General features: G+C 37.4%; 12 protein-coding genes, 1 tRNA gene and 1 pseudogene. 9 read left to right on the top strand and 5 right to left on the bottom strand.

The features are described from left to right. Positions 1 to 272: 272 nt before the first annotated feature. The 4 genes and pseudogenes from ACFING_RS07955 to ACFING_RS07940 all read right to left on the bottom strand — a co-directional run bounded on the left by ACFING_RS07955 (position 273) and on the right by ACFING_RS07940 (position 2,844). Positions 273 to 362, bottom strand: a tRNA-Ser gene (locus ACFING_RS07955). Positions 363 to 1,301: 939 nt separating this feature from the next. Next, a pseudogene (locus ACFING_RS07950) lies at positions 1,302 to 2,187 on the bottom strand (tyrosine-type recombinase/integrase). A 7-nt stretch (positions 2,188 to 2,194) separates the two neighbouring features. Continuing rightward, positions 2,195 to 2,413: a hypothetical protein gene (locus ACFING_RS07945; RefSeq protein ID WP_375630372.1), complete on the bottom strand. Its 219-nt coding sequence runs from the start codon at positions 2,411 to 2,413 to the stop codon at positions 2,195 to 2,197. 77 nt (positions 2,414 to 2,490) lie between these two features. Next, positions 2,491 to 2,844 (bottom strand): hypothetical protein, encoded by a 354-nt coding sequence (locus ACFING_RS07940; protein WP_375630371.1) that lies wholly within the window; start codon positions 2,842 to 2,844, stop codon positions 2,491 to 2,493. A gap of 385 nt (positions 2,845 to 3,229) precedes the next feature. Between ACFING_RS07940 and ACFING_RS07935 the strand changes: the two genes are divergently transcribed. The 3 genes from ACFING_RS07935 (at position 3,230) to ACFING_RS07925 (ending at position 8,844) form a co-directional block, all read left to right on the top strand. Further along, positions 3,230 to 5,011, top strand: a complete 1,782-nt coding sequence (locus ACFING_RS07935; RefSeq protein WP_375630370.1) for an outer membrane beta-barrel protein — start codon at positions 3,230 to 3,232, stop codon at positions 5,009 to 5,011. 248 nt (positions 5,012 to 5,259) lie between these two features. Beyond that, the gene (gene ileS, locus ACFING_RS07930; RefSeq protein ID WP_375630368.1) at positions 5,260 to 8,175 is read left to right on the top strand and encodes an isoleucine--tRNA ligase; all 2,916 of its coding nucleotides are present in this window, start codon (positions 5,260 to 5,262) and stop codon (positions 8,173 to 8,175) included. 177 nt (positions 8,176 to 8,352) lie between these two features. After that, positions 8,353 to 8,844: a hypothetical protein gene (locus ACFING_RS07925; RefSeq protein ID WP_375612104.1), complete on the top strand. Its 492-nt coding sequence runs from the start codon at positions 8,353 to 8,355 to the stop codon at positions 8,842 to 8,844. Positions 8,845 to 9,494: 650 nt separating this feature from the next. On the opposite strand, the gene ACFING_RS07920 is transcribed toward ACFING_RS07925, so the two are convergent. Beyond that, a complete protein-coding gene (locus tag ACFING_RS07920; protein WP_375613519.1) occupies positions 9,495 to 9,941 on the bottom strand; it encodes a nucleoside deaminase in 447 nt (148 codons plus the stop codon). A 269-nt stretch (positions 9,942 to 10,210) separates the two neighbouring features. Between ACFING_RS07920 and ACFING_RS07915 the strand changes: the two genes are divergently transcribed. From ACFING_RS07915 to ACFING_RS07890, 6 genes are all read left to right on the top strand, one after another. After that, positions 10,211 to 11,611 (top strand): pseudouridine synthase, encoded by a 1,401-nt coding sequence (locus ACFING_RS07915; protein WP_375613518.1) that lies wholly within the window; start codon positions 10,211 to 10,213, stop codon positions 11,609 to 11,611. Beyond that, positions 11,592 to 12,158, top strand: coding sequence for a 16S rRNA (guanine(966)-N(2))-methyltransferase RsmD (rsmD, locus tag ACFING_RS07910; protein ID WP_375612106.1), 567 nt, complete (start codon positions 11,592 to 11,594; stop codon positions 12,156 to 12,158). Before ACFING_RS07915 ends, rsmD begins: the two co-directional genes overlap by 20 nt. Before the next feature lie 543 nt (positions 12,159 to 12,701). Continuing rightward, positions 12,702 to 13,151, top strand: coding sequence for a hypothetical protein (locus tag ACFING_RS07905; RefSeq protein ID WP_375630367.1), 450 nt, complete (start codon positions 12,702 to 12,704; stop codon positions 13,149 to 13,151). 1,188 nt (positions 13,152 to 14,339) lie between these two features. After that, positions 14,340 to 15,671 carry a TldD/PmbA family protein gene (locus tag ACFING_RS07900; RefSeq protein ID WP_375630366.1) on the top strand — a complete coding sequence of 444 codons (1,332 nt, stop codon included), beginning with the start codon at positions 14,340 to 14,342 and terminating at the stop codon, positions 15,669 to 15,671. Beyond that, positions 15,658 to 16,464, top strand: coding sequence for a 3'(2'),5'-bisphosphate nucleotidase CysQ (locus ACFING_RS07895; RefSeq protein WP_375612376.1), 807 nt, complete (start codon positions 15,658 to 15,660; stop codon positions 16,462 to 16,464). The genes ACFING_RS07900 and ACFING_RS07895 overlap by 14 nt, the downstream gene beginning before the upstream one ends. 46 nt (positions 16,465 to 16,510) lie before the next feature. After that, positions 16,511 to 16,756, top strand: a complete 246-nt coding sequence (locus ACFING_RS07890) for a DUF4170 domain-containing protein (protein ID WP_375612377.1) — start codon at positions 16,511 to 16,513, stop codon at positions 16,754 to 16,756. The last annotated feature ends 289 nt before the right edge of the window (positions 16,757 to 17,045 follow it).

Below are 17,045 nucleotides of genomic sequence, written 5' to 3'. Positions count from 1 at the left end.
CCGACAGGAATCGTTCCCCTTGCCTTTCAACCCGACTTTACATGCTTTAGTGATTTGGAAAAATAGGAGCAGAAAAATGCGTTAAAGAGAGCTTTAAATATCCTTTGAAAGGCATTTGAAGACCCTTTAAAACTCTTTGAGAAAAAATAAATTGGTACAAAACCTAGTGGCAAAATATACAAAACCTGCTGGCAAGCTACATTTATTTACGAATCCCGCACCTTGAAAAAACACACATGAAATCAATAAGTTATAGCACCATAAAAGTGCTGTGGCGGAGGGGGTGGGATTCGAACCCACGGTACAGTCTCCTGCACGCCGGTTTTCAAGACCGGTGCCTTAAACCGCTCGGCCACCCCTCCAAACTAGATATACTTTTTGACAAATTTCTTGCAAAAGGTCAATCATTTTAATACGCATTTTAAAGCGTTCTTTGTAAAACCATTTAAGTTTCAATTAAAATAATTCTTCATAAGTTAATTCTTTGAGTGTGTTATCTAAGAATTTCATTTTTAAATATGATAGTTTTTTCTGAAAAAATGAAAGGTAATTATGATATTTATCATTTCTTTTTCCTGTTTGAAAATTTTTCACAAAGCAATATTTTTTAAGTTCTAATGGTCGTTTTCGTAATAATAAGAAAAGTTCAGTTGAAAATGTTTGATAAATTATATTAAAGTTCGGTCGTGTATTTTTAAATTATTTTACCTTTCCAGATATTTATTCTATTTAGATCGGTCATATCTGCGAAAAGAAAATGTTATTGCTTTGACAGTTTATGAGAGATAAATTTGTAAGAATGGGATATATATTCAAGGAAAATTTTTATTGAGTTTAAATAAGTACAATTCAATAAGAAAGCTCTTTAAAAGATTTTTATTTTTTAAATAAAAATATTCAGATATTTAATGCGTCTAAAGGGTATCTTGGAGGAAAGGACTGATTTACACTATTTGAATAAAACGTTGTATAAGATTTGCATCGACAGTTTAAAACCTTTTCCAGATATGACTGAAAATTAGGTATATTTATAATGCTTTTTTCTTTAGGATAAGCAAAAAGGTAATTTGAATGGAAGAAAAGATTATTGAACGCTTAGATCAATAAATAGTTTGTTAAGGTCTTGCATAGTTTTTCAAGAATAGAACTTAAAAACGCTAAATTATGCAGAGGCAAAGAGCATAAACTTTAACAGACAAGGTTTTAAAAGCCGTTTCATTCACAAGTATGTGTAAAATAAAATATTTATGTTTAATATGAGAGAATAGGTTGTTCCTGATTCTATTGAGTTTTATTTGCCTCTATTCCTCATCTTTTTGAGGCTTTTTTATGGCTTCAAGAGCAAGTTTTTACGGTCTGCGCTCTTTGTGTAAAGAGATGCCATAGTGTCGTCTGTCCAGCCAAAAATTGCTTTGAGTTGCGAGACTGTTGCACCGAAATTAGCAGCGCGTGTTGCTGCTAATTTTCTTAAACCATGCGCGCGCTGATTTTTTAATGCCTACTGTATTACAAGCCTATCTAAATGTATCGCCAAAGCTTTCTTTGGAGAGTTTTTGATTAACTTGACCACAAATGAATGTTTCTTCTCCAATAGGACCAATTTAAAGGGTTTTGGCTAGTTCAGACAAAATTGGCAGAAAAACATCTGTTTGGAATTTACTTTTTTCTGTTTTGACTGGAAATCCGTCTTCGTTTTTGAGAGGAGGTCTTTTGATTCCTAAAGCTGGATTATTTTCCAAAAGACCCTGTTCAATGGCCCATTTAAAAAGTCCGTTTAGACCTTTCAGAAAGTCTCTAGCCATTCCAAGTGTTTATTTACGATGTTCAACACCGGCTATAATATGTTTCTTTTCGATTGCTTGGTATGAAATGTGACCTATAGAATCACACACCTTCATCAGGATGAGTTCTTTTTGTGACTTTAGAGAAGCTATGCCAATTGATACTGTTAAAATACTGTTTAAGTAGCCATGCAAATAACCTTTCAACAAGTTTACCGGTTTTGGATTTTGGAAGTATAAGCCCTTGTAATTCAGCAAGCGCACTTTGGTAGTTGTCAACAAACTCTTGCGTTCCATAGGTTCCACGTACTCTAATGCGTTGACCACGACCAATACGCACATACCATATAATTTTACCATGGCGTGTGATTTCTTTGACAAGATGAGGGGGGCGTGGTTTTGGCATAGCAACTTCACATCTTAGAGAGTGAAGATTCATAATCTTTATTCGTTGACAAATCTAATAACTTTTTTGGAAGACTAGCTTGGTTTGGTATTGGGATGTCTGCTTTAAGATAAATAAGCAGTTCACCTGTAGGCTTTATTTCTATTAATTCACACCCTTGTTTTTTAGCTTCTCGTACAGCACGAGCAATAGCTGGTTGCCTAATAGTAGGTGGACGGTGTCCCATGTTTGTTCGCCTTGATTTTAGATGTAATTCACATGTAGCGTGAATCACGCTGGTGTTAAAAGGTTAGTTTTTTGGTGTTAGAAAGGAATGTCGTCTTTTGTTGAAGGGACGCCGTTCTGGGCGGTCATAGTTTTGTTACAAGCTTCTGAATTATCATAAATTTTTTCGTTTTCAAAAATCTGTGCATTATAAGCAACTTGTGCGTTATCAAAAACCTTAGCGCTATCGTAAATATTGGTAAAGGAATACGCCTTGGCATCATTATAAATCCAACAATCGTTTTCATGACTTAAACTGTCTTCATCCTCTATAAAGCTGTCAAGATTAACTGCCTTTTTATCTCTAAAGTCTCTCAATTCATGGATACGGTAAAGCGTAATGTATCCATCAAACTCTATTGTTTCATCAGTCAATTCGTATTTTTTCCCCATGATTTATTTCCTTGATTTGGCACAATCCACCCGTAGCGTGAATCATGCATTACTTAAAAGTTGTTAGGAATGAGTAGGGGTGTGCTAGGTGACATATGGACACTCCCATTTTTTAAAAATATGCAAATTTATTTTTTAGATGTGCTTAATTTCATAATTCCAATCAGGCAATTGAGTGAGAGCTAATGCGAGTTGTCCTCTATGACACATGCATACATTGGCTTCAAAACAGGTGATTGCAACGCGCTTTTTGTTTAAAAAATTTGATATAATTTGTTTAGTGCACAAAAATTCTTTATTTTTTTGTGAGTGTGTCATTTTTGCTACAGATATTTCAGAAAAGATGCTCTATATGAATTTCATTTTGGATATTTGGAGAGATTTTATGAATACAAAACGTTTAATAACAGCGTCTATTTTTTCTTTAATTTCAGCGTCTACAGCACTAGCTGCTGATGTTATGATTCCTCATCAGCCAGCATCATCGACTGCTTCTACCATTGTTGCACCTACTTTTTCATGGACAGGTCTTTATTTAGGTGTCCAAGCTGGTGGTTTTTCGAGCAAAGCTGATATGGCTCTTGTTGGTCAAGAAAAGAGTTTACCACTGGATAAAGAGTTCTCTCCTAAACTTTCAGGTTTTGCAGGTGGTTTTTATGCAGGTTCTAATATTGATCTCGGTGACAACTTTATTTTTGGTATCGATACGGATTTAATGATATCTGGAAAAAAGCACACAAAGACCATTACCATAGGTGCAGCTGATAACACTACAGTAGAAAATGCAGTCGTAAGATCTCGCAGATCCGCAGAAGGTGTAACCACAACAGGAACACCAGTGTCACCAGTAGCAGGAACCTTAACGTCAAATACACCAATACAATCAACTGTCCAAGCGCAATCTACGCGGGAAAATTTAAATCAACAACCAAATCCAGGCGTAAGCCAATCAGGGAAAACAGCAACAACTGGCAATCCTAATGCTACAACAGTAAAAGAAACAGTGAAAGTGGAAGGAAAAACATTAGGAGTTTCAAACCCAACATCAGCATCGTTAGCTGGACAACGAGGGTCCTCTAAGTCAGTGACAAAACCACAAACAGGCGCAGAAACAGCAACAGTTTCTACATCTAAACAACCCTCCTCCAGCACAGAGACAAGAACACTGGTCCAGTCAGAGCTTTCGTTAGGAAGATCAGATACAGGAAACCAATCATCAAGAGTTGAGACAAAAAGAGCAGATGCGTCTGCAAAATCTGCAGAAACAACATCTATATTAGCGGGATCTTCACAAGTACAATCCATCTCAGCCACACCAGCAGTACAGTCAGCGGTGGCGGTACCTGCAAAATCAGTTGTAACAAAACTAACATTCTCTACCCCATCAACAGGAACAGAAGCAAGTCAGCCAGCAGTAAAAGCACCTACACCGGTACAATCTGTATCACAACCATCAGCAGTAGAAAGAACAGTACCGAGTTCATCACTTGTACTCGCGAGATCAGGATCATCCAATGGTTCAGAAACAAAAGTTTCTAATGGAACAAGCGGAGCCCAACAGGGAGGTCATCATGGCGCCCATGGTAGCGGAAATGCTAATCCGCATGGTGCATCTCATGCAGGTGGGCATGGCTCTGGTACTAATCCACATGCTTCTCGTTCTCATGGTGGACAGAATATGTCTGGACACGGTGCACAAAGTACACAAGCGGTGGATAAGAACGCTTCCAGTGTATATGGTATAGAACAAATAAAAAAGATGGCTTCTGAACTTGGTCTTGATCAAGAGGATGCAGTTGAAACTTTAAGTCATACTTTCAAACAAAATTGGGGTGGTGCTACACGGGTACGTATTGGTTTTGCTGCTGATCGCTTTATGCCTTATCTTGCTGGTGGTATTGCTTATGGACAATTCCAAGACACTGTATCAATATCCGTTAAGGATGAGGATGGAAGAGTCGTTTCTTCTAAGAACTTAGCTGATGAAACAAAAACTATGATTGGTTACACACTTGGTGGTGGCGTTGATTTCTCGCTTCTAGATAATGTGATTGTACGTGCAGAATATCGTTACTCTGATTTTGGTAAAAAGAAATTTGCAAAGGAAAAACTTGAAGTTAACTACAAAACCAATGATTTCCGTGTTGGTGTAGCTTATAAATTCTAATTTTTTAAAGAGTAAATTTCTAAGAGGCTCCACTGTCAGTGGAGCCTTTATTTTTTTTAAGATCACTTTTTGGTTTCTTTTCTTGTGAATTTCATGATAAAGCCCATAGATTGTGATGATATATTTTCCTGATCGCTGCTTAATACGAATGATAAGCTCGGCTTTCCCTATAGATAAAAACCAGAGTTGCAGGGTTCAGGGAAGTTATGCAAAAATGAAATCGTAAAAGTGGACAGGGATATTTCACAATGGCTGTGAAAAATGAAACAATAGATTATTCAAAAACTCTTTATCTCCCACAGACAAATTTTCCTATGCGTGCAGGGCTTCCGCAAAAAGAGCTTGAATTGATGGCGCGTTGGGAAAATATGGGGCTTTATGCGCAATTGCGTCAACAAGCAAAAGATCGTCCATTTTATATTCTTCATGATGGTCCGCCTTATGCAAATGGTCATATTCATATCGGGCATGCTTTAAACAAAGTTCTAAAGGATGTGGTTGTTCGTTCATTCCAAATGCGCGGTTTTAATGCAAATTATGTACCTGGTTGGGATTGCCATGGGCTTCCAATTGAATGGAAAATTGAAGAAAAATATCGAGCACAAGGAAAAAATAAGGATGAGGTACCTCTTAACGAGTTTCGTCAAGAATGCCGTGAATTTGCACAGCATTGGGTAACCATTCAAAGTGAAGAATTTAAACGCCTTGGTGTCGTGGGAGATTTTAACACGCCTTATACTACAATGGCTTTTCATGCAGAAGCACGCATTGCCAGTGAATTGATAAAATTTGCTATGTCAGATCAGATTTATCGTGGTTCCAAGCCGGTGATGTGGTCTGTTGTGGAGCGTACGGCTTTGGCAGAGGCTGAGATTGAATATCATGATCATGAATCAGAGGTGCTTTGGGTTAAGTTTCCTGTTTTTGAAGCAAATTCTGATGATTTATATGGTGCTCATGTCGTCATTTGGACAACAACACCGTGGACGATTCCAAGCAATCGTGCAGTGAGTTATTCTTCGCAAATTTCTTATAGTATTTACGAAGTTGAAAGTGCTGAAAATGATTTTGGTCCTCAAGTGGGAGAAAAGCTTCTCTTTGCAGACGCTTTAGCGATGAGTTGTGGAGAAAAAGCCAAACTTGTTTTGAAGCATTTGCGTGTTATTTCTTCTGAAGAGTTGAAAGCTCTTGTTCTTTCTCATCCACTCAAAGGTTTAGCTGGAGGGTATAATTATAAAATTCCATTGCTTGATGGTTCGCACGTAACAGAGAGTGCTGGTACAGGTTTTGTCCATACAGCACCAAGCCATGGGCGTGAGGACTTTGAAATTTGGAATGATTATAAGTCCTTACTGGAGCAAGCGGGGATTGATTCATCTATACCGTTTCCTGTTGATGATGCAGGGTTCTATACGAAAGATGTTCCAGGTTTAGGACCAGATCGTGAAGGAGGACCTGCACGTGTTATTGATGATAATGGAAAAATGGGTGATGCCAATAAAGAGGTCATTAATGCTTTAATTAAAGCAGATCGATTGTTTGCACGGGGGCGTTTAAAGCATTCCTATCCCCATAGTTGGCGTTCAAAAAAACCCGTTATTTTTCGCAATACACCACAATGGTTTATTTCAATGGATAAAGATTTTGGGGATGGTTCAACTTTACGTAGTCGGGCTTTGGAAGCTGTTTCAAAAACGCGTTTTGTGCCGTCTTCTGGACAAAACCGCCTAGCTTCTATGATAGAAGATCGTCCTGATTGGGTTCTTTCTCGTCAGCGTTCTTGGGGTGTTCCTATTTGTATTTTTGCGAATGAGGATGGTGTTATTCTAAAAGATGAAGGTGTGAACGAGCGTATTTTACGGGCTTTTGAAGCAGAAGGGGCAGATGCATGGTTTGCTGAAGGAGCACGTGAACGTTTTTTAGGTGAGCGTGCACATGAGCCTTGGGTACAGGTTTATGATATTTTGGATGTTTGGTTTGATTCTGGAGCCAGCCATAGCTTTGTGTTAGAAGATCGGGTTGATTTGAAATGGCCTGCTGATGTTTATTTTGAAGGTTCAGATCAACATCGCGGATGGTTCCAATCTTCTCTTTTGGAAAGCTGTGGTACGCGTGCTTGTTCTCCCTATAAAGCCGTGATCACACACGGTTTTACTTTGGATGAGAATGGTAAGAAAATGTCTAAATCTTTAGGCAATACGGTTGTTCCGCAAGAGATCATTAAAACATCTGGAGCTGATATTTTTCGTCTCTGGGTTATGACAACCGATTATTGGGAAGATCAGCGTTTAGGCAAAAAAATACTTCAAACAAATGTGGATTCATATCGTAAACTACGCAATGCAATTCGTTGGATGCTAGGAACTTTAGCACATGATGATGGAGAAGAAGTATCTTATGGTGCACTGCCGGATCTTGAAAAATTTATATTGCATAGGCTTTTTGAACTTGATCAGTTGATTAATCGCGCTTACGATGAATTTGATTTTAAAAAGATTATGCGTGCATTATTGGATTTTTCAATCATTGAGTTATCGGCATTTTATTTTGATATCCGCAAGGATTCTCTTTATTGTGATGCGCCTTCATCAAAAAAACGCAAGGCCTCCTTGCAGGTTGTCCGTGAGATTTTTGAGCGTATGGTCACATGGCTTGCTCCAATGTTACCTTTTACTATGGAAGAAGCTTGGTTAGAGCGTTATCCAGGAAGCCAATCGGTGCATTTGGAACAATTTCGCTCTGTACCAGAAGAATGGCAAAACCAATCTTTGGCTGAGCGTTGGAAAAAAATTCGGCAGGTCCGTAAAGTTGTGACAGGTGCTTTAGAGCTTGAACGTGCTAATAAGCGTATTGGATCCTCTTTGGAAGCTGCGCCTATTGTTTTTATTTCCAATCTGGTTTTACGAGAGGCATTAGAAAATGTGGATATGGCGGAGATCTGTATTACCAGTGCACTCACAATTACGCAGGACACGATACCTTCCGATGCTTTTACTTTGAATGATGTTGAAGGTGTTGGTGTATATCCAGAGAAGGCATTAGGAAAAAAATGTGCTCGATCATGGCGTTATACACAAGATGTTGGGAGTGATTTAGCTTATCCGGATGTATCTGCTCGTGATGCAGCTGCTTTGCGGGAATTGCAGATTCTTGGCAAGATTTAAAGTTTTAGATCAAAGGAAAGAAATGCAAGTATATTTCTCATATTGATGAATATAGTTTTTTGTGGTACGAAAAAAATTCCGTTGTTTTATCTGCAGGGGGGAAATTTGTGTATGGACCGTTCTCTCATAAATAACGGGAATATTAATCAGCCATACACCTAGGAAATGGAATAGGCAGTGAGAAAACGTGAAATAAAAATATTTCCAATAGGAATTTTAGGGATGTGCTTTGTTTTAACGGGATGCAATTTATCCGCTCCTACCTATGGTACTAATAAACCAGTTTCAATACAGTTTTTTGAAGATGTTGCTAATATCACTTCATTAACACCAACAAATAACAGCAGCCAGATTGTTATGAAACCTCATCCAAAACTTGTAATACCAAGCCCTAGTTCACGCAGATTTTTGCCGGTACCACAACAAGATAGATCTGTCAATGAAATGGCAGCATCGAAGAAGCATCAAGGGAATACTCCTTTTCCTCACAAAGGATCGTCAGTTAATGGCGTTGGTTCAGAAAATCCTTCACAGTTGAATGCGAAGCAACGACAGGAATATTTACGTCGTCAGAGAGCACAAGTTGGAAGTTCAAAATACCGTCGCTATCTCACTGAACCACCTTTAAGTTATCGCCAACCGGCAAAAACCGCACCTATTGGTCGATAGGGAAAAGACAAAACATTTAAAGTAAAGTATTTTTCCAATTACTTATGATACCAAGCTCTCATTCGCGCGCAGTTATAATGCTGCTGTAGGAGGGGGGTATTCTCATGAAATAGCAATATGACAACAGCATCGAGAGATTCCTTATGCGTTTCCTTAACACGAAACATTTCTCAAGCTCATTTTACAACATTGCTCATGTGGCTAGTATAACGTAAAATCTATTGTGCTCCAATACTTTATGCTTAGGAAGGAGAAAGTGGATACCATCATTTTATTTTACAGACTCCAATGTTGCGATAATTCTTGCATTTGAGAGCTTTCATAAGAGACATTTTTAGTCTTTTCTAAAACGTTCTTTATCCAGACGATAATTCCGCTTATGATGTGCAAGAAAGTGATTTTTACTGTTTCAATGTAATTTGAAATGAGAGCATATCTACGATATTTTGGACTTTATATTTTATATACAAAATAATGAATTATTCTTTTGAATGAATGTATCATCTAATAGAAACAATATGCAGAATTAAAAGAGAGAAAAAATGCTTCGAAATAGCTTTTGCTATATATATATATCAGAAGAATTAACAGTCTTTTTTGAGAAGTAGGATAGTTTTTAAAGAGTGAAAGTTATGGAAGAAGAATTATTTTTAGTATCGCTTTTGTATAAAAAAGTCTTTAAGTAATTGAGCAGCTTCTTTTTCCTTGAAACCAGAATAAATTTCAGGTTTGTGATGGCAGGTTGGTTGCTGATAAAAACGTGGGCCATTTTCTATAGCACCTCCTTTGGGATCATTTGTTGCATAATAGAGACGTCGTATGCGTGCAAATGAAATGGCAGCGGCACACATAGCACAAGGTTCAAGTGTTACATAAAGATCGCAATCAGGAAGCCTTTCGCTTTGCAATGTTTCGCAAGCCATACGGATTGCGCGTATTTCTGCGTGTCCTGTAGGGTCATATGCAGATTTTATAAAGTTACCAGCGCGTGCAATGATAGCTTTTCCACGTGTAATGATAGCACCTACGGGAACTTCATCTTTTTTTGCAGCCTCTTGCGCTTCTAAAAGGGCTATTTCCATGGGCGTCAAGGTCATAATATTCTTTCTACTGAAGGTATAGAAAATCTAAAGGTTATCTCGATAAGGAATGCTATGGAATGAATGATTTATTACGCTTTTATAATGAAAAGAATACCTCTATTTTTTAAAGAGTTTAAAACAAACTTGCAAGTCGACAGATACATTATTGTCGTTAAAGGATAGAAAATGATAAATGATTATGCTACTTCCTTTTTCAGGATAAGCGGTATGGTGCATGTGAATAATTTTCTGAACATACTTGCAAAGATTGGTTTGAAACGCAAATGAATGAAAATAATGAGAGTGAACGAATTGCTAAAAGGTTAGCGCGTGCTGGTATTGCTTCGCGTCGAGATGCAGAAATGATGATTGTTGCAGGTCGCATTTCTGTGAATGGTAAAGTCGTGACAACGCCTGCTTTTAATGTTAGCCGCTCTGATGTTATTAAAGTTGATGGCAAACCTTTACCTCCTATAGAACGAACGCGTTTATGGCTTTACCATAAGCCAGCAGGTCTTGTCACCACGAACCGTGATCCTGAAGGCAGACCCACAGTATTTAGTAATTTACCAAAAGGAATGCCGCGTGTTCTTTCTGTTGGAAGGCTTGACATTAACACGGAAGGGCTTTTGCTTTTAACCAATGATGGTGGCTTAGCGCGTGTATTAGAGCTTCCTGTAACGGGGTGGGTCCGCAAATATCGTGTCCGTGCTCATGGAAGAGTCAAGCAGAGCGCGTTGGATAACCTTAAAAATGGTATTGCGATTAATGGTATTTTTTATGGTTCGATTGAAGCATCAATTGAACGCGAACAAGGGTCGAATGTATGGCTTTCTGTCGCTTTGCGAGAAGGAAAAAATCGTGAAATAAAGAATGTTTTAGGGGCATTGGGATTATCAGTTAATCGATTAATACGTGTATCTTATGGTCCATTTCATCTCTCTGATTTAGAAGAAGGAGCCGTGCAAGAGTTAAAAGGGCGGATGTTACGAGATCAGTTGGGGGAGCGTTTGATTATGCAAGCCAATGCAGATTTTGATGCTCCTATTCTTAAGCCATTTTCAAATTCTGCAGTTGTTGCAGAAAAGCAAAGCCAGAAAGATCTTTCTATTGCAAATGATGGTTGGGTTTTCTCAAGTGAAAGGGCAATACGACGCCGACCAAGAGATGGTTCTGTTGAACATAATCGCGCACGATTAAGTACAAAGTCTCATGAGAATGTAAAGAAGGAGAAAAGTGAAGAAGGAAAAGCAGAGCGTTTTCTACCGCGTTCTCGCCGTGCTAATGTTTGGATGGCTCCTGGTGCACGTCCGCAAAGTGCACGTAGAAAGCCTTCTTATAGTGAGGAGAAATTGCATGGTCATAAGAGCGATTTGGATGGTAGAAAATCATTTCATCGAAGCAAGGAAAAACTAAAAGAAAATCCGTCATACAAAGAGAAGAGGGAAAGTTTTGTTCAAAAACATGGCAAAATATCTTATGACGAGACGCATCCCTTTGGTAAGAAAGATCGCTTTTTAAAGGATAAAGAGAAAATGATAAAAGGTGATCATGATGAACATTCTTTTGAGAGAAAGAAAAAGGTAAAATCGTTTGGTGGTGCTATGAAAAAATCTAAACCACATAGGGACGCTGCAAAAACTTCGAAGCGATTTGGAGGTCCACGTGCGGATCATAGGCGGTAAATTTGCTGGGCGTGTTTTGTTTTCGCCTGTTAATCAGTCGATTCGCCCAACGAGTGATCGTACACGTGAAAGCCTTTTTAATATTCTTTCTAGCCGTGAAGAAGAATTTTGGACCAATAAACGCATTCTTGATCTTTTTGCTGGTACTGGTGCTTTAGGCATCGAAGCACTTTCGCGTGGAGCAAAGGCGGCTGTTTTTGTTGAAAACTCGGTTGAGGGGCGTGGGTTGCTTCAAAAAAATATAGAAGCCTTTGAATTACAGTCGATAGGACGGATTTTGCGTCGTGATGCGACCAAACTTGGCAATATTGGCACAATGCTGCCATTTGATGTTATCTGCGCTGATCCTCCCTATAGCCGTTGTTTAGGTGAACGTGCTTTTGTAGAAGCTTTGCGAGGAGGGTGGGCAAAAGCTGATACACTCTTCATACTTGAAGAAAAGAAAGATACAATGATTTATTTACCTGACGTCTTTTATCTAGACGATGAGCGTTTTTATGGTGAGACAGCAATACGTCTCTATAAATTACGATCGCTTACATCTTGAGAAAGTTCTTGTTTTTATCCGATAGGATGAAAAAATGCTTTTTCACAGTTTTCTTCATTTTATATGGTTTTTAAAAGGTTAAGCAGAAAATCAATAAAAGATTCTAATGTTAAAGGAATTGATGAATTTTTATTAGCTTTAATACAGAAGGATGTTTTTTCTCCAATAGGATATATATTCCTCGATAATAGTTATGATCTTTTTTATCTAATTTCTTTCTGCCATACCTTAATCATCACATTTCATCAGCAGTTGAAAGCTTTAAGCTATGCAGTCTGCATTGATATCTTATATGATGCGTAACTTCTATTTTTGCTATTGTCTAAACTTAAAAAAGATATTTTGTTTAGTATTGAAAATATTGTTCATTTATCCTGAATACTTGTGTGTTTATTTTAGTAATATCGCTTGTTGAGTTAGTCATTACATATTAAGTAAATCTGAGAGTATTAAGTATCTTATCGTTGTGCAGCTTTAAGGATACTTTTTTATATTATTCTTTATCACTAAAGATAAGTAATTTGTAAAAAAGGGGAGATTATCGTGTTTAATTGGATATATAGTGAAGAGATTAGTACAGAAGCAAGTGCTGAGCAAATTTGGGCTATATGGGAAGATGTGGCATCATGGCCTTGCTGGGATCACGAGCTTGAGTGGGTAGAACTTTCTGGTCCTTTCAAAGAAGGCGCTATAGGACGCATGAAACCTAAAAAGGGACCTACAGTAACTTTTACACTTGATAAAGTTATAAAAAATGTTTGTTTTTCTGATTATGCTAAACTTCCTTTTACACGTATGAGTTTTAATCATGAATATATTTGTTCAACAAAATCGGGTTCTTCAAATAACAAAATTCGTCATACTGTAACCATGTCTGGTTTATTTTCTCCTTTCTTTGGAATGATTATTGGGTCAAAAATTAAGTTACATCTTCGCGATGCAATGATTGAAATGAGCAGACGTGCTCTTACTGAAAACAAAAGCATCTTGTAAGGGGGTGCATTTATAAAGAAGTTAATACCTTTAAAAGGTGCAGAACTCTTAGCCTTGTTAGAATGAAATCAGTTATGAGTATATAGCAAATTGATGAGCTATGATTTGGTTTTAGTTAGCTGTTGAAATCGTGTCAAAGCATCTTACGGGATTAATTTTGCGCTAAAAATCTTATGAAATTCATTGAATTTTTTATATATAAAAGCTTATAAGATGCTCTCTTCGTTGAAAATGAGAAAGTTTCAGAAGCTCATTGCTTCTCTTATGATGTAGGTCCATATTGTCATGATATTTGCTGGTTTCTAATGTTGCGATAGCTTTTGCATTTAAAACCTTCATAAGAGATATTTTGATTTCTTCTTAAATGGTTTTCATTCATACGCTCCTTACTTATGATTTGCTCGCAAATAGTTGTGATTGACTCAACATGAATAGGTTCGAAACAGAGAGAATTTTATGATATTAGGCTTTTTTATACAAATTACAAAACAATAAATTATAAGTATAAATCAAACTGTTAATTTTATTGAAAGATTACAAGATAATTTCTTGATTACTTTTAAATATAAAAATGAGTTCTTTATGATATTACGTCCATTAGGGTAAAGAAGTTTATGACTGCTCATTTTGTTGAAACCATAATGGAAGGAAATATTTTTTACTCTGTTTAAGTTTTGTTTCATTTACAAGAGTGCCGTCTCATTATGAGAGAGTTTATAGAAGCAAAGAAGTGTATACAAATATAAGGCATTTTCTTGATTCTTGCTTGGAAATAAAAGAATGCTATAGGAAAGATATGAGGTAAGTTTTTTACTACCCAGAGGAAGGAAGACCTGTGATTTAGATCATTTTATGCTTTTCGAATTTTTGAGGATTTTGGCTTAAATTCAAGTGTTATAGCTAAGACTTTTGTTAATTGCCAATTGTTCTGTTGATTTGATTGTCAGTGGAGATTTGGCTCCTAAAATGATAAGGGCCCATGAGAAATCTTGAAACTAAAGAGATTTTACGGCATATTACGTTTTTTCATAAAGAAGCTAAAAGGGAAATGATTTAATGCATTAAAAAAAAAGAATGCATGAATGTGCATAATCTTATGAATCAATACACAAGAGTTATATTCTGATTTGTATAAATTTGTCAGAATGCTTATCAATGTAAATAATAAAATATTTTAGGGAGTCTATAATGACTGACAAAAACCAGATTGAGAAAGCTGTTTCGCTGGTTGAAGCAGCAAAGCGTTCTGGGGCAGATGCTGCTGATGCTGTTATTGTTCATGCTCATTCTACCAGTGTATCAGTTCGTTTTGGGAAAGTCGAATCGACAGAAGCAGCAGAGAGCAATGATTTTACTCTAAGGGTTTTTGTTGGAAAAAAAGTAGCAAGTGTTTCTGCTAATTTAGGATCTTATCCGCAAGAACTTGCGGAACGTGCTGTTGCGATGGCTAAAGCTTCTCCCGATAGTTTATTTGAAGGTTTGGCAGATAAAGAGTGTTTGGTTAAGTATCCTAAAGATCTTGATCTTTTTGATGATTTTGTACCCAGCAGTCATTTTTTAACAGAAGATGCTTTAAAAACGGAGGCAGTAGCTCTTGATGTTAAAGGTGTAAGCAATTCTGGTGGCGCTGCAACAGCTTATGGCCGTAGTGGGTTTATTCTTGTGACCAGCGATGGTTTTTGTGGAGCCTATCGCTCAAGTTGTTTTTCACGTTCTTGTAGTGCTCTTGCAGGTGAAGGAACACAGATGGAGCGGGATTATGATTATACAACAGCCTTACATTTTTCTGATTTAGAGGCAGCAGAAACTGTGGGAAAGAATGCAGGGCTTGGTGCTGTTCGACGTTTGGGTGCAGTTCGTGCGGCGACTGGGAGCGTTGATGTTATTTTTAATCCGCGTACGGCTCGTGGAATTGCAGGGCATATCGCATCTATGGTCAATGGAGCCTCTGTGGTTCGAAAAACGAGTCTTTTACAGAATTTCCTAGGCAAGGAAGTGATGAAGCCTAATGTTAATGTAACCGATCAACCTTTGCGATTACGTGGAAATGCTTCTCATCCTTTTGATGGAGAAGGGGTAGAGGGGCAAACACTCAATATTATTGAAAATGGTATTTTAAAAAATTGGCTTCTTTCATCATCTACAGCACGTGAATTGGGACTTAAAACAAATGGACACGGTATGCGTTCGGCATCATTAGTGCAGCCGACCAGTACAAATTTTGCTATTGAACCGGGTTTAGTATCGCCTTGCGATATGATAAAAGATTTGCGAAATGGATTTTATGTGACCGAATTATTCGGTCATGGCATTGATTTTATTACTGGTCAGTATAGTCGTGGGGCTTCCGGTTTTTGGATTGAAAATGGTGAAATTGCTTATCCGGTAAGTGAAGTAACGCTAGGTTCTGATTTGCTTCATATGTTAGCACATTTAACACCTGCCAATGATATTGATCGGCGTTATAGTACAGCTGCTCCAACATTGTTAATTGAAGGGATGACACTTGCAGGAAAATAACACGCATCATTCTTCTGATTTAAATCTTTTGCGTGATGTTTGTCGAGAGGCAGGAGATTTAGCAATGCGGTATTTTGGATGCACGTTGGATGTCTGGATTAAAGAAGGTAATTCCCCAGTTAGTGAAGCAGATTTTGCTGTTGATCATTTCTTGAAAGAGAGGCTTCTTGGAGCTCGTCCAAATTATGGATGGATTTCAGAAGAAACAAAAGATAATCGAGAAAAACAAGATTATTATGAGCGCTCTTTTGTTGTTGATCCTATTGATGGAACGCGTGGTTTTCTTTCTGGCAATCCTTATTGGTGTATTTCGGTTGCCATTATTGAGAATGGGCGTCCTATTGTGGGGGTTCTACAATGTCCGGCTCAAGGAGATGTTTATACAGCTGTAACAGGTGGAGGGGCAACATTAAATGGGATAAAACTTCCTCGTTTAGCCTTTGAGGTTCATCGAAAATATAAAATTTCACTTGATAAATCGCTCGCACAAAAATTACCAGATGATTTTCTCAATCAAGTCAGTCTTTACCATTATCTTCCTTCTCTTGCTTATCGTATTGTTCTTGTTGCTCAAGATGAAATTGATATCGTATTAGTTCGTCCAAATTGTCATGAATGGGATATTGCCGCTGCTGATCTTATTTTGCAGGAGTGTGGAGGGTGTTTTTTATCGCTTGATGCCCCTTTACTATCTTATGGAATTGAACCTTACCAGTATGGACTTTTAATTGCTGGTAAAAATAATTGCTGTCAAGATATGATAGATGTTGTTCGTCAAACAAAGTTAGTTTAATCACGTAAAAGCGCGCTAAGATAATCTAAATGATATGGAGGCACATATGACTGAAACCAAAGAAAAAAAACAATATTTACATCTTGTATTTGGTGGGGAATTAAAAAATCTTAACAGTAATCAATTTAAGAATCCTGATGAGTTAGATGTGGTTGGTATTTTCTCAGATTATCAATCCGCTCAAGAAGCATGGCAGGCAAAAGCACAAAGCAGTGTAGATAATGCATTACAACGTTATTACATTGTAGATTTGCATCAGTTTCTTGATGCTGAGTTAGGCGATGCAGAATAAAGCTTGAATATTTGGTCATTATAACCTGTAGATTGCTTCATGCTTTTGTTTAGTCGTCCTTTTCATAGGTACGTTCTTCGGGTAAAATAGAATGCCGTAAAAAAGAATATGCTTGTTGTTTAAAATTCATATGTTTTTTTAAGAAACATCTCCCAAAGCACCCAAGCCCATTTCATAATAGTGTCCGTGCAAGGCAAATAAAAAGCAAGTAGAATAAAATAGTTATGTCTAATATAAGGGAAAAGGTGAATCTTGATTCTATTGAGTTTTTTGCCTCTATCCCTCATCT

Origin of the sequence: Bartonella sp. AP150HLJHH (assembly GCF_042196385.1) — a bacterium.
Lineage (GTDB): Bacteria > Pseudomonadota > Alphaproteobacteria > Rhizobiales > Rhizobiaceae > Bartonella.
This window is presented reverse-complemented; position numbering and strand designations above follow the sequence as displayed.

What these genes read in the sequence shown, in the direction of transcription:
- ACFING_RS07945 (WP_375630372.1), bottom strand. Translation starts at nt 2,413, where the DNA reads ATGGGACACCGTCCACCTACTATTAGGCAACCAGCTATTGCTCGTGCT.
- ACFING_RS07940 (WP_375630371.1), bottom strand. Translation starts at nt 2,844, where the DNA reads ATGGGGAAAAAATACGAATTGACTGATGAAACAATAGAGTTTGATGGA.
- ACFING_RS07935 (WP_375630370.1), top strand. Translation starts at nt 3,230, where the DNA reads ATGAATACAAAACGTTTAATAACAGCGTCTATTTTTTCTTTAATTTCA.
- ileS (WP_375630368.1), top strand. Translation starts at nt 5,260, where the DNA reads ATGGCTGTGAAAAATGAAACAATAGATTATTCAAAAACTCTTTATCTC.
- ACFING_RS07920 (WP_375613519.1), bottom strand. Translation starts at nt 9,941, where the DNA reads ATGACCTTGACGCCCATGGAAATAGCCCTTTTAGAAGCGCAAGAGGCT.
- ACFING_RS07915 (WP_375613518.1), top strand. Translation starts at nt 10,211, where the DNA reads ATGAATGAAAATAATGAGAGTGAACGAATTGCTAAAAGGTTAGCGCGT.
- ACFING_RS07900 (WP_375630366.1), top strand. Translation starts at nt 14,340, where the DNA reads ATGACTGACAAAAACCAGATTGAGAAAGCTGTTTCGCTGGTTGAAGCA.
- ACFING_RS07890 (WP_375612377.1), top strand. Translation starts at nt 16,511, where the DNA reads ATGACTGAAACCAAAGAAAAAAAACAATATTTACATCTTGTATTTGGT.